We start from the raw sequence: 12,986 nt of genomic DNA, 5'->3' as shown, positions 1-12,986 counted from the left end.
GTGCCGCACCCGCCGGCCACCGAGCTGGCGGGAGTCCGCGTCACCGTCGCCGGCCTGGGCGTCTCCGGCGTCCCGGCCGCGCGGGCACTGCACGCCCTGGGCGCCGTCGTCACCGTCGTGAACAGCGGCGACGGCGAGCGGGCGCAGGCCGAGGCCGCTGGGCTGCGGGAGCTGGGCGTCACCGTGCGCCTCGGTGACGGCGACACCCTCCCCGAGGGCACCGCGCTCGTCGTCACCGCCCCGGGCTGGAAGCCCACGAGCCCGCTCTTCGCGGCCGCCGAGGCGGCCGGCGTCGAGGTGTGGGGCGATGTGGAGCTGGCCTGGCGATTGCGGGGGGCGGCCAACAGGACTCCCGCGCCCTGGCTGGCGGTCACCGGCACCAACGGCAAGACCACCACCGTCCAGATGCTCGCCTCCATCCTCAAGGCCGCGGGCCTGCGGACCGCAGCCGTCGGCAACATCGGCGTCTCGGTCCTGGACGCCGTGCTCGGCGAGGAGCAGTACGACGTCCTGGCCGTCGAGCTCTCCAGCTACCAGCTGCACTGGGCGCCCAGCGTCAGGCCGCACTCCGCGGTCGTGCTCAACCTCGCTCCCGACCACCTGGACTGGCACGGCTCCATGGCGGCGTACTCCGCCGACAAGGGCCGGATCTACGAGGGCAACCAGGTCGCCTGCGTCTACAACACCGCCGACCCGGCGACCGAGGCGCTGGTCCGCGAGGCCGACGTCGAGGAGGGCGCCCGCGCGATCGGCTTCACCCTCGGCAGCCCGGGCCCGTCCCAGTTCGGCGTGGTGGACGGCATCCTGCTCGACCGCGCGTTCGTCGAGGGACGGCAGAAGAACGCCCAGGAGCTGGCGGAAGTCTCCGACGTCCACCCGCCCGCCCCGCACAACATCGCCAACGCGCTGGCCGCCGCGGCGCTGGCCCGCGCCTTCGGCGTGGAACCGGCCGCCGTACGCGACGGGCTGCGCGCCTTCCGGCCCGACGCCCACCGCATCGCGCTCGTGGAGACCGTCGACGAGGTCGCCTACGTGGACGACTCCAAGGCCACCAACACCCACGCGGCCGAGGCCTCGCTGGCCGCCTACGAGTCCATCGTGTGGATCGCCGGCGGCCTCGCCAAGGGCGCCACGTTCGACGAGCTGGTCCTCAAGTCCGCCCCGCGGCTGCGCGGCGTGGTGCTGATCGGCGCCGACCGCGCGCTGATCCGTGAAGCACTCGCGCGACACGCCCCCGAGGTCCCGGTCACCGACCTGGAACGGACCGACACTGGGGCGATGTCCGCGGCGGTGGGGGCGGCGAGGAAGCTCTCCCGGCCCGGTGACACGGTCCTGCTGGCACCGGCCTGCGCCTCCATGGACATGTACACCGACTACGGCAAGCGGGGCGAGGCATTCGCCGAGGCCGTACGGGCCCTGGCACCCGAGAGCGCGGGACACGACAAGTAGCCGGGCGTCCCCGCGCCGCTGACGACCTCACCTGGTCACCGATCCCCGGCGCCGCACCACTGGAGGGGACGCATGACGGCAGACCGATCCGCCGCCCGCGGCGTCGAACGCCGTTCCCGCGACGGGGCGGCCCGCGTGCTGCCCGCCAAGCGCGTCGCGGCGGGCCCCGCCAGGCCCGCGGCACCCGCTCCGCCGCGCAAGGACGTCCGGGCCCGGCCGTCCGGACCCCTGGCGGGCCCACGCAGGCTCCACGACCGCCTCCAGGCGGCCTGGGACCGCCCGCTGACCGCTTATTACCTGATCCTCGGCGGAAGCCTGCTCATCACCGTCCTCGGGCTGGTGATGGTCTACTCCGCGTCGATGATCCAGGCGCTGCGCTACGGCTACCCGTCCACGTTCTACTTCCGCAAGCAGTTGCTCGCCGCCGCCATCGGCACCGCGCTGCTGATCTCCGCGGCCCGTATGCCCGTCAAGCTGCACCGCGCGCTCGCGTATCCGCTGCTGCTCGGTGCCGTTTTCCTGATGTGCCTGGTCCAGGTGCCGGGAATAGGGCAGTCGGTCAACGGCAATACCAACTGGATCTCCCTCGGCGGCCCTTTCCAGCTGCAGCCCAGCGAATTCGGCAAGCTCGCACTCGTCCTGTGGGGTGCCGACCTGCTGGCCCGCAAGAGCGACCGGAACCTGCTCGTCCAGTGGAAGCACCTGCTGGTGCCCCTGGTGCCCGTGACATTCATGGTGCTCGGCCTGATCATGCTCGGCGGCGACATGGGCACCGCGATCATCCTCACCGCGATTCTCTTCGGCCTGCTGTGGCTGGCCGGCGCCCCCACCCGGTTGTTCGTCGGAGTGCTTTCCGGCGCCGCCTTCCTCGCGTTCCTCGCCATCAAGACCAGCCCCAACCGGATGTCACGGCTCGGTTGCATCGCGGCCAGCGATCCGGGCGCCAACGACCAGTGCTGGCAGGCCGTGCACGGGATCTACGCCCTCGCTTCCGGCGGCTGGTTCGGTTCCGGACTGGGCGCGAGTATGGAAAAGTGGGGCGAACTGCCCGAGCCGCACACCGACTTCATCTTCGCCGTCACCGGGGAGGAACTGGGTCTCGCGGGGACGCTGTCGGTTCTCGCCCTCTTCGCGGCCCTAGGCTATGCGGGTATCCGCGTGGCCGGTCGTACGGAGGACCCCTTCGTCAGGTTCGCAGCGGGTGGCGTGACAACCTGGATCACGGCCCAGGCCGTGATCAACATTGGTGCGGTGCTCGGCCTGCTGCCGATCGCCGGAGTCCCGCTTCCGCTGTTCTCCTACGGAGGTTCGGCCCTCCTGCCGACGATGTTCGCGATCGGGTTGCTCATTTCCTTCGCGAGGAGTGAGCCCGGGGCGCGAGCGGCACTTGCCGTGCGCGGACCCGGGGTGATGTCACGGACGATGAGACGGTGCGTCAAACGACGGCCGTCCGGGAAGCGGTGAATTTCGGTGCATGTCGTACTCGCCGGCGGGGGGACCGCCGGCCACATCGAGCCTGCGCTCGCGCTCGCCGATGCCCTGCGCAGGCAGGATCCGACCGTAGGAATCACGGCGCTCGGCACGGAAAAAGGCCTGGAGACCAGGCTCGTCCCGGAGCGCGGCTATGAACTGGCGCTGATCCCGGCCGTTCCGCTGCCACGACGCCCCACGCCCGAACTGATCACCGTCCCCGGACGGCTGCGCGGCACCATCAAGGCCGCCGAGCAGATCCTGGAACGCACCAAGGCCGACGTGGTCGTCGGGTTCGGCGGCTACGTCGCACTGCCCGGCTACCTCGCCGCCAAGCGCCTCGGCGTGCCGATCGTCGTCCACGAGGCCAACGCCCGCCCGGGCCTCGCCAACAAGATCGGCTCCCGCTACGCCCACGGCGTGGCCGTCAGCAGCCCGGACAGCAAGCTGCGCAACGCCCGCTACATCGGGATCCCGCTGCGCCGGACGATCGCCACCCTCGACCGGGCCGCCGTGCGCGCCGAGGCGCGGGCCTACTTCGGACTGGACCAGAACCTTCCGACGCTGCTCGTGTCCGGCGGCTCCCAGGGTGCCCGCCGGCTCAACGAGGTGATCGCCACGGTCGCCTCGCGGCTGCAGCAGTCCGGCGTCCAGATCCTGCACGCCGTCGGCCCGAAGAACGAACTGCCGATCGCCGACAACATGCCCGGAATGCCGCCCTACCGGCCGGTTCCGTACATCGACCGGATGGATCTGGCCTACGCGGCGGCCGACATGATGCTCTGCCGGGCCGGCGCGATGACGGTCGCCGAGCTGTCCGCGGTCGGCCTCCCGGCCGCCTACGTCCCGCTGCCCATCGGCAACGGCGAACAGCGCCTCAACGCGCAGCCGCTGGTCAAGGCCGGCGGCGGGCTGCTGGTGGACGACGCGGAGGTGACCCCGGACTGGGTCATCGGCAACGTGCTCCCGGTGCTGACCGATCCGCACCGGTTGTACGAGATGTCCCGCCACGCCGCCGAGTTCGGCCGCCCCGACGCCGACGACCTGCTGGTCGGCATGGTGTACGAGGCGATCGCCGCCCGCCGGGCAGGATAGGAGCCCCCTGGGCGGGCTGGAGAACGAAGCCCGCCCAGGGGCGGCCCCCGGTCACGCTCCGGGGGCGGCCAGGGCGCAGGAAGGGGCGAACGCATGGCCGGACCGACCACCGTCGAGCGCGGCGGGACGGCGGAGCCGACCGCCCCCGCGCGGCGCACCCCCGCCCGCCGCAAGCGCGTGCGCCGCGCCGTGCTGATCCTGCTCGTCCTCGTGACGCTGTCGGCCGCCGCCGGGACCTGGCTGGTCTACGGCTCGTCGTGGCTGCGGGCCGAGCGCGTCACGGTCAGCGGCACCGACGTGCTGACCGCCGAAGAGGTCCGCGCCGCCGCGGGCGTACCGCTCCGGGGTCCGCTCGCCTCGGTCGACACCGGCGCTGTCGAGCGCCGGCTGCTCGCCGCCCTGCCGCGGATCCGCGAGGTGACCGTCGAACGCGACTGGCCGCACACCATCGATCTGAAAGTGACCGAGAGAACGCCTTCCGCGGTACTCAAAAGCGGCGGGAAGTTCATCGAAGTGGACGCGGAAGGCGTACGTTTCGCCACCGTCGTCACCGCGCCCGCCGGCGCGCCTCTCGTGGAATTGACCGCGGATCAGTCTCCGAGCCTTCTGCACTTCGGAACAAAGGCCATGCTGCGGGCCGCCGTCGAAGTCTCCGCGAAGCTCCCCGATTCCGTCCGCAAGGATGCCCGCGTCATCAGGATGCGGTCCTATGACAGCGTCATCGTCGAACTGTCCGGCGGTCGGACGGTGGTGTGGGGGAGTGCCGAAGACGGATCGCGGAAGGCGGCGGTGCTGACCGCTCTGATGAAGGCGGCGAAAAACGCGAACAGATTCGATGTAAGCGCTCCCAGCGCCCCCGCGGCATCGGGAAGTTGACGCCGGGTATCCCGGTTCGCCCCCTGGTTCGCCCGACCGGGCCGTGATCACATAGGGTCAAAAGAAAAACGGGAGGTTCGGCGTGTTCGTTGAACGCACACCGCTTGTCGACTTAGTGTCCTGTCCCAAGGAACGCATGGGACAGGCATACTGGTAACCCTAAACCTCAGCGTTAGGGTTCGGGGCAGCACCGGCGAGCGTACCGACCGTCCCACAGGCATACGTAACTCGAGGCGAGAGGCCTTCGACGTGGCAGCACCGCAGAACTACCTCGCAGTCATCAAGGTCGTCGGAATCGGCGGCGGTGGCGTCAACGCCATCAACCGGATGATCGAGGTCGGTCTCAAGGGCGTCGAGTTCATCGCGATCAACACCGATGCGCAGGCCCTCCTGATGAGCGACGCCGACGTCAAGCTCGACGTCGGCCGCGAACTCACCCGCGGCCTCGGCGCCGGCGCGAACCCCGATGTCGGCCGCAAGGCCGCCGAGGACCACCGTGAAGAGATCGAAGAGGTGCTCAAGGGCGCCGACATGGTCTTCGTCACGGCGGGCGAGGGCGGCGGCACCGGCACCGGCGGCGCGCCCGTGGTCGCCAACATCGCCCGCTCGCTGGGCGCTCTGACGATCGGTGTGGTCACCCGGCCCTTCACCTTCGAAGGACGCCGCCGCGCAAACCAGGCCGAGGACGGCATTGCCGGTCTCCGCGACAATGTCGACACCCTCATCGTCATCCCCAACGACCGGCTGCTGTCCATCTCGGACCGCCAGGTCAGCGTGCTCGACGCGTTCCGGTCCGCGGACCAGGTCCTGCTGTCGGGTGTGCAGGGGATCACCGACCTGATCACCACCCCGGGTCTCATCAACCTGGACTTCGCCGATGTGAAGTCGGTGATGTCCGAAGCGGGTTCCGCCCTGATGGGCATCGGTTCGGCCCGCGGCGACGACCGCGCGGTCGCGGCCGCGGAGATGGCCATCTCCTCGCCGCTGCTCGAAGCGTCCATCGACGGTGCCCGCGGCGTGCTGCTCTCCATCTCCGGCGGCTCCGACCTCGGCCTGTTCGAGATCAACGAGTCGGCCCAGCTGGTGAGCGAGGCCGCGCACCCCGAGGCCAACATCATCTTCGGCGCGGTCATCGACGACGCGCTCGGCGACGAGGTCCGGGTCACCGTCATCGCGGCCGGCTTCGACGGCGGCCAGCCGCCGCCCAAGGGCAGCCGCGACAAGGTGCTCGGCGCGTACGGCGCCCGCGAGGAGACTCCCGCCGCCCCCGCCCGGGTCGGCCAGCCCGAGGTTCCGCGCCCGACCTCCTACAGCGGTCTCGGCAGTGTGCCGGTCCGCGCCGAGGAGCCGGAGCCGGCCGGTCCGTCCAACGAGGTGCCGGCAACGCCCGTCGCCCCGCCTCACGTGCCGCCGGCCCGTCCCTACCAGGACTCCGCGGCCGAGGAACTGGACGTTCCCGACTTCCTGAAGTGACCTTCCCTCAGTTCCTGGGGTGAAGTGACCTTCTTGTCCTCTTGTCCGTGAAGTGGCTGTGCTGGGTGCAGCCCCTCGGTGAACGGCGCGCATCTCGTCCCTCGTGAAAGGGGGGCGCGATGAGCGCCGTTCGCTGCGTTCCGCCCAACTCGCCCGATTCGGTACGGCTACGGGTGAGATATCCCATGTTCATACCATCAGATCGAATGAAGGAACGTGAGCGAGGCAGTGACGGACCGCAAGGCCCTACTGGCCGCGAATCTGGCCCGGGTCGAGGAGCGCATCACCGCCGCGTGCGACGCGGCGGGACGCGACCGCAAGGACGTGACGCTCGTCGTGGTCACCAAGACCTACCCCGCGAGCGATGTGCGTCTTCTCTCGGAACTCGGCGTTCGGCAGGTCGCGGAGAACCGCGACCAGGACGCCGCCCCGAAGGCGGCCGAGTGTGCTGATCTGTCGCTGACCTGGCACTTCGTGGGCCAGTTGCAGACCAATAAAGTCCGTTCCGTGGTCGGTTACGCCGATGTCGTGCACTCCGTCGACCGGCTCCGGCTGGTCGACGCGCTGTCGGCCGCGGCCGTCGCCCGCGGCCGCGAGGTGGGCTGCCTGGTGCAGGTGGCGCTTGACGCCGAGTCAGGGACCCAGGGCGGCAGGGGCGGTGTCGCGCCCGACGTCGTCGACGGCCTCGCCGACGCGATCGCGGGCGCGCCGGGCCTCCGGTTCGACGGGCTGATGACCGTCGCCCCGCTCGACGGCCCCTACCGGGGCCAACCCCGCGCGGCCTTCGATCGGCTGGCGGAAATCTCATCCGGCCTGCGCGCGGCCCATCCGGCTGCCACGATGGTCTCCGCAGGGATGAGCGCCGACCTGGAGCAGGCGGTGGCGGCGGGAGCGACACATGTACGCGTCGGTACTGCGGTACTCGGAGTCCGTCCCGGGCTCCGGTAACGTCACCAACCAAGTCGGACCACAGCAATAAATATGGTCTTTCCCCGCTGAGAGGACGCAGAGCATGGCCGGCGCGATGCGCAAGATGGCGGTCTACCTCGGCCTCGTGGAGGACGACGGGTACGACGGCCCGGGATTCGATCCCGACGACGAGTTCGAACCCGAGCCGGAGCCTGAGCGCAACCACAGGCCACGCAACCAGCACAATCAGCACAATCAGCTCGCCCAGCACCAGCCACAACAGGACGAACCGGCACGACTCGTCCATGCGCCCGCACCCCGCGAACCGCGGATCGCCCCAGTGGCGTCCATCACACCCGAACGCCACAGCATGGAGAAGAACGCACCGGTGATCATGCCCAAGGTCGTGTCCGAGCGTGAGCCGTACCGGATCACCACACTTCACCCCCGTACCTACAACGAAGCCCGTACCATCGGGGAACACTTCCGCGAGGGCACACCGGTGATCATGAATCTGACGGAGATGGACGACACGGACGCGAAGCGCCTTGTCGACTTCGCCGCCGGCCTGGTCTTCGGCCTGCACGGCAGCATCGAGCGGGTGACGCAGAAGGTGTTCCTGCTGTCGCCTGCTAACGTCGATGTCACGGCGGAGGACAAGGCTCGCATCGCTGAGGGCGGGTTCTTCAACCAGAGCTGAGCACCACACACCGAGGAAATCCGGCCAACAGGCCGAAGGCGAGCAGGGGAGAGGGAAGCGCGATGAGCTACGCACTACAGGTGCTCTACATCGTGCTGATGTGCTTCCTGATCGTGCTGATCTTCCGGTTGGTGATGGATTACGTCTTCCAGTTCGCGCGCTCGTGGCAACCTGGGAAGCCGATGGTGGTGGTCCTTGAGGCCACCTACACTGTCACCGATCCGCCACTCAAGCTTCTGCGGCGGTTCATTCCGCCGCTGCGTCTCGGGGGCGTGGCGCTCGACCTGTCCTTCTTCGTATTGATGATCATCGTGCTCATCCTGCTCCGCGTTGTCGGGAGTCTGTGATGAACGATGCGGACTCCCGATATGTCGACGATCACGTTGAGGTGAAGAGATGCCGCTGACCCCCGAGGACGTGCGGAACAAGCAGTTCACGACCGTCCGCCTCCGAGAAGGCTATGACGAGGACGAGGTCGACGCCTTCCTCGATGAGGTCGAGGGAGAGCTGACCAGGCTCCTGCGAGAAAACGAGGACCTGCGGGCCAAACTGGCCGCGGCCACCCGAGCCGCCGCCCAGAACCAGCAGCAGGGCATGCGCAAGCCGGAATCGCAGGACCGTCCGGTCCCCGCGGCCATATCCGGACCGCAGCCCGTGCCGCCGGGACAGATGGGTCCGCCCCAGCAGATGGGGCAGCCCCAGCAGCAGTCCGGCGCGCTGCAGCTGCCCGCCGGGCCGAGCGCCCAGCAGCAGCACGGTCCCGGTCCGATGGGCCAGGGCCCCATGGGTCAGGGTCCGATGGGCCAGAACAACATGGGCCAGGGTCCGATGGGCCAGAACAACATGGGCCAGCAGCACCCCATGCAGCAGCAGCACCCCATGCAGCAGCAGCATCCGATGCAGCAGCAGCAGCACCCCATGCAGCAGCAGTCGCCCGGTGGCGACAGCGCGGCCAGGGTCCTGTCGCTGGCGCAGCAGACCGCCGACCAGGCGATCGCGGAGGCCCGTTCCGAGGCCAACAAGATCGTCGGCGAGGCGCGCAGCCGGGCCGAGGGTCTGGAGCGGGACGCCCGTGCCAAGGCTGACGCCCTGGAGCGGGACGCGCAGGAAAAGCACCGCGTCGCGATGGGCTCGCTGGAGTCCGCCCGCGCCACGCTGGAGCGCAAGGTCGAGGATCTGCGCGGCTTCGAGCGCGAGTACCGGACCCGTCTGAAGTCCTACCTGGAGAGCCAGCTGCGCCAGCTGGAGACCCAGGCGGACGACTCGCTGGCTCCGCCGCGTGCTCCGGCCGCCGCGTCGCTCCCCGCTCCCTCCATGGGCGGCGGGACGATGGGTGGGTCCATGGGCGGTGGCATGGCTTCGGCCGGTGCCGGTGCGATGGGCCACAACAGCGGCCAGAACCAGTCGTACGGGAACCAGGGGATGGGCCACAGCGGCCCGAACCCGACGTACGGGGGCCAGCAGCAGATGTCGCCGGCGATGACCCAGCCGATGGCGCCGGTGCGGCCGCAGGGGCCGCAACCGCTGCAGCAGGCGCCTACGCCGATGCGTGGCTTCCTGATCGACGAGGACGATAACTAGTCGCTGGTACCTCTTGGCACTGACGGGCCGGGCCCCTGGGGAGTTTCTCCCTTGGGGCCCGGCCCGTTTTCGTGGGCCGGGCCCGCTCCGGCGCATGGCGAAGGCCGCCGTCCATCCCTTGGTGGGGTGGGCGGCGGCCTTCTGGTCTTCTACTGCTTGCGGAGATGGAAGGTCAGGCCCAGCTGGTCGTCCGTGAACGGCCGGCCGTAGGTCTGGTCCGGCTCGCCGCGGGCGAAGTCCGTTGCCAGGACCTCGTCGGAGACCAGGGTGGCGTGCTCGGTCAGGGCCGTGGCCAGGTCGTCCGTCGACGACTGCCAGCGGACGGCGATGCGGTCCGCCACGTCCAGGCCCGAGTTCTTGCGGGCCTCCTGGATCAGGCGGATCGCGTCGCGGGCCAGGCCCGCGAGGCGGAGTTCCGGGGTGATCTCCAGGTCCAGGGCGACGGTGGCGCCGGAGTCGGAGGCCACCGACCAGCCCTCGCGCGGGGTCTCGGTGATGATCACTTCGTCCGGGGAGAGCGGGATCCGCTCGCCGTTGAGTTCGACGGAGGCCGTGCCGTCGCGCAGGGCCGCGGAGAGGGCGGCCGCGTCGGCGGCCGCCACGGCCTTGGCCACGTCCTGGACGCCCTTGCCGAAGCGCTTGCCCAGGGCCCGGAAGTTCGCCTTGGCCGTGGTGTCGACCAGGGAGCCGCCGACCTCGGAGAGCGAGGCGAGGGAGACCACGTTGAGGTCCTCGGTGATCTGCGTGTGCAGGGCCGGGTCGAGGGAGTCGAAGCCGGCGGCGGCCACCAGCGCGCGGGAGAGCGGCTGGCGGGTCTTGACGCCGGATTCGGCGCGGGTCGCCCGGCCGAGTTCCACCAGGCGGCGGACGAGCAGCATCTGCTCGGAGAGGACCGGGTTGATCACGGACTCGTCGGCGACCGGCCAGGAGGAGAGGTGGACGGAGTCCGGGGCGTCCGGGGTGACCGGGACGACGAGGTCCTGCCAGACCCGCTCGGTGATGAACGGCGTCAGCGGGGCCATCAGGCGGGTGACCGTCTCGACCACGTCGTGCAGGGTGCGCAGCGCGGCGGCGTCGCCCTGCCAGAAGCGGCGGCGCGAGCGGCGGACGTACCAGTTGGACAGGTCGTCGACGAAGGAGGAGAGCAGCTTGCCCGCGCGCTGGGTGTCGTACGACTCCAGGGATTCGGTGACGTCGCGGGTGAGGGTGTGGAGCTCGCCGAGGAGCCAGCGGTCCAGCAGCGGGCGGTCGGCCGGGGCCGGGTCGCTCGCGCTGGGGGTCCAGCCGGCGGTGCGGGCGTACAGGGCCTGGAAGGCGACGGTGTTCCAGTAGGTGAGGAGGGTCTTGCGGACCACCTCCTGGATCGTGCCGTGGCCGACCCGGCGGGCGGACCAGGGCGAGCCGCCGGCCGCCATGAACCAGCGGACGGCGTCGGCGCCGTGCTGGTCCATGAGCGCGATGGGCTCCAGGGTGTTGCCCAGGTGCTTCGACATCTTCCGGCCGTCCTCGGCGAGGATGTGGCCGAGGCAGACCACGTTCTCGTAGGACGACCGGTCGAAGACCAGGGTGCCGACGGCCATCAGCGTGTAGAACCAGCCGCGGGTCTGGTCGATCGCCTCGGAGATGAACTGCGCGGGGTAGCTCTTCTCGAAGATCTCCTTGTTGCGGTGGGGGTAGCCCCACTGCGCGAAGGGCATCGACCCGGAGTCGTACCAGGCGTCGATGACCTCGGGGACCCGGACGGCGGTGAGCTCGCAGCCCTCGCTGCGGCAGGGGAACGTGACGTCGTCGATGTACGGGCGGTGCGGGTCCAGGGCGGACTGGTCGGTGCCCGTGAGCTCACCGAGCTCGGTGAGGCTGCCGACGCAGGTGAGGTGGTTCTCCTCGCAGCGCCAGATGGGGAGCGGGGTGCCCCAGTAGCGGTTGCGGGAGAGCGCCCAGTCGACGTTGTTGTTCAGCCAGTCGCCGAAGCGGCCCTGCTTGACCGAGTCCGGGTACCAGTTGGTCTTCTCGTTCTCCCGCAGCATCGCGTCCTTGACGGCGGTGGTGCGGATGTACCAGGACGGCTGCGCGTAGTAGAGCAGCGCGGTGTGGCAGCGCCAGCAGTGCGGGTAGCTGTGCTCGTACGGGACGTGGCGGAAGAGACGGCCGGTGCGCTGGAGCTCCGCGACCAGCTTCTCGTCCGCCTTCTTGAAGAACTCGCCGCCGACGAGCGGGACCTCCGGCTCGAAGGTGCCGTCGGGGCGGACCGGGTTGACCACCGGCAGGCCGTAGGCGCGGCAGACCTTGAGGTCGTCCTCACCGAAGGCGGGGGACTGGTGGACGAGGCCCGTGCCGTCCTCCGTGGTGACGTACTCGGCGTTGACGATGTAGTGGGCGTCCGCGATCTCGACGAAGCCGAAGGGGCGCTCGTAGGTCCAGCGCTCCATCTCGGCGCCGGTGAAGCGGGTGCCGGTGGCGGTCCAGCCCTCGCCGAGGGCCTTCTCCAGCAGCGGTTCGGCGACGACCAGCTGCTCGGTGCCGTCGGTCGCCACCACGTAGGCGACGTCGGGGTGCGCGGCGACGGCCGTGTTGGAGACCAGCGTCCAGGGGGTGGTCGTCCAGACGAGGAGGGCGGCCTCGCCCGCGAGCGGGCCGGAGGTCAGCGGGAAGCGGACGAAGACGGAGGGGTCGACGACCGTCTCGTACCCCTGTGCCAGCTCGTGGTCGGACAGGCCGGTCTGGTCCTTCGGGCACCAGGGGGCGACGCGGTAGTCCTGGACCAGCAGGCCCTTGTCGAAGATCTGCTGCAGCGACCACCACACGGATTCCACGTACTGCGGGTCCATCGTGCGGTAGGCGTCCTCCAGGTCGACCCAGTAACCCATGCGGGTCGTCAGCTCGGTGAAGGCGTCGGTGTGGCGGGTCACCGACTCGCGGCACTTCGCGTTGAACGCGGCGATGCCGTAGTCCTCGATGTCCTGCTTGCTGGTGAAGCCGAGTTCCTTCTCGACGGCCAGCTCGACGGGCAGCCCGTGGCAGTCCCAGCCGGCCTTGCGGGTCACGTGGTGGCCCCGCATGGTCTTGAAGCGGGGGAAGACGTCCTTGAAGACGCGGGCCTCGATGTGGTGCGCGCCGGGCATGCCGTTGGCGGTCGGAGGACCCTCGTAGAAGACCCACTCGGGCAGCCCCTCGGACTGGTCGAGGGAGCGGGCGAAGATCTTGTTCTCGCTCCAGAAGTCGAGCACCTCGTGCTCGAGAGCGGGAAGGTCGACCTGGGCGGGTACCTGGCGGTACTGCGGCGTCATCGGTGGTGCCTCCGGCGGACTGTCACGTGTTTCCGTGTTCCGACGAAGGGACGAGAGCTCGCGCTCCCGCGGTACCACCCTTCTTGGCCCCGGAGGCGGCGCCTCCTGGACCCCCTCGATTGGGGACGCGATGCCGGTTCTACTCG

General features: G+C 70.0%; 10 protein-coding genes. 9 read left to right on the top strand and 1 reads right to left on the bottom strand.

The features are described from left to right. The 9 genes from murD (at position 1) to O3X23_RS19610 (ending at position 9,553) form a co-directional block, all read left to right on the top strand. Entirely contained in the window at positions 1-1,449 is a 1,449-nt protein-coding gene (gene murD / locus O3X23_RS19650; protein ID WP_269272866.1) for a UDP-N-acetylmuramoyl-L-alanine--D-glutamate ligase, read from the top strand. Between the two features lie 72 nt (positions 1,450-1,521). Further along, a complete protein-coding gene (gene ftsW / locus O3X23_RS19645; RefSeq protein ID WP_269272739.1) occupies positions 1,522-2,913 on the top strand; it encodes a putative lipid II flippase FtsW in 1,392 nt (463 codons plus the stop codon). A 6-nt stretch (positions 2,914-2,919) separates the two neighbouring features. Beyond that, a complete protein-coding gene (murG, locus tag O3X23_RS19640) occupies positions 2,920-4,014 on the top strand; it encodes an undecaprenyldiphospho-muramoylpentapeptide beta-N-acetylglucosaminyltransferase (protein ID WP_269272738.1) in 1,095 nt (364 codons plus the stop codon). 93 nt (positions 4,015-4,107) lie between these two features. Further along, on the top strand, positions 4,108-4,890 hold the full coding sequence (locus O3X23_RS19635) for a cell division protein FtsQ/DivIB (RefSeq protein WP_269272737.1): 783 nt from the start codon (positions 4,108-4,110) through the stop codon (positions 4,888-4,890). Positions 4,891-5,139: 249 nt separating this feature from the next. Continuing rightward, positions 5,140-6,363 carry a cell division protein FtsZ gene (ftsZ, locus tag O3X23_RS19630; protein WP_269272736.1) on the top strand — a complete coding sequence of 408 codons (1,224 nt, stop codon included), beginning with the start codon at positions 5,140-5,142 and terminating at the stop codon, positions 6,361-6,363. Between the two features lie 228 nt (positions 6,364-6,591). After that, a complete protein-coding gene (locus tag O3X23_RS19625; RefSeq protein ID WP_269272865.1) occupies positions 6,592-7,311 on the top strand; it encodes a YggS family pyridoxal phosphate-dependent enzyme in 720 nt (239 codons plus the stop codon). A gap of 64 nt (positions 7,312-7,375) precedes the next feature. Next, entirely contained in the window at positions 7,376-7,972 is a 597-nt protein-coding gene (locus tag O3X23_RS19620; protein WP_269272735.1) for a cell division protein SepF, read from the top strand. 62 nt (positions 7,973-8,034) lie between these two features. After that, positions 8,035-8,319: a YggT family protein gene (locus O3X23_RS19615; protein WP_138356950.1), complete on the top strand. Its 285-nt coding sequence runs from the start codon at positions 8,035-8,037 to the stop codon at positions 8,317-8,319. 49 nt (positions 8,320-8,368) lie between these two features. Then, the gene (locus O3X23_RS19610) at positions 8,369-9,553 is read left to right on the top strand and encodes a DivIVA domain-containing protein (RefSeq protein WP_269272734.1); all 1,185 of its coding nucleotides are present in this window, start codon (positions 8,369-8,371) and stop codon (positions 9,551-9,553) included. Positions 9,554-9,702: 149 nt separating this feature from the next. On the opposite strand, the gene ileS is transcribed toward O3X23_RS19610, so the two are convergent. Continuing rightward, a complete protein-coding gene (ileS, locus tag O3X23_RS19605; protein WP_269272733.1) occupies positions 9,703-12,840 on the bottom strand; it encodes an isoleucine--tRNA ligase in 3,138 nt (1,045 codons plus the stop codon). Between the last annotated feature and the right edge of the window lie 146 nt (positions 12,841-12,986).

It is taken from the genome of Streptomyces sp. H39-S7 (assembly GCF_027158205.1).
Classification (GTDB): domain Bacteria; phylum Actinomycetota; class Actinomycetes; order Streptomycetales; family Streptomycetaceae; genus Actinacidiphila.
Note: the sequence above shows the minus strand (reverse complement) of the source record. Positions and strands in the feature narration are given on the sequence as shown.

What these genes read in the sequence shown, in the direction of transcription:
- ftsW (WP_269272739.1), top strand. Translation starts at nt 1,522, where the DNA reads ATGACGGCAGACCGATCCGCCGCCCGCGGCGTCGAACGCCGTTCCCGC.
- O3X23_RS19635 (WP_269272737.1), top strand. Translation starts at nt 4,108, where the DNA reads ATGGCCGGACCGACCACCGTCGAGCGCGGCGGGACGGCGGAGCCGACC.
- O3X23_RS19620 (WP_269272735.1), top strand. Translation starts at nt 7,376, where the DNA reads ATGGCCGGCGCGATGCGCAAGATGGCGGTCTACCTCGGCCTCGTGGAG.
- O3X23_RS19615 (WP_138356950.1), top strand. Translation starts at nt 8,035, where the DNA reads ATGAGCTACGCACTACAGGTGCTCTACATCGTGCTGATGTGCTTCCTG.
- O3X23_RS19610 (WP_269272734.1), top strand. Translation starts at nt 8,369, where the DNA reads ATGCCGCTGACCCCCGAGGACGTGCGGAACAAGCAGTTCACGACCGTC.
- ileS (WP_269272733.1), bottom strand. Translation starts at nt 12,840, where the DNA reads ATGACGCCGCAGTACCGCCAGGTACCCGCCCAGGTCGACCTTCCCGCT.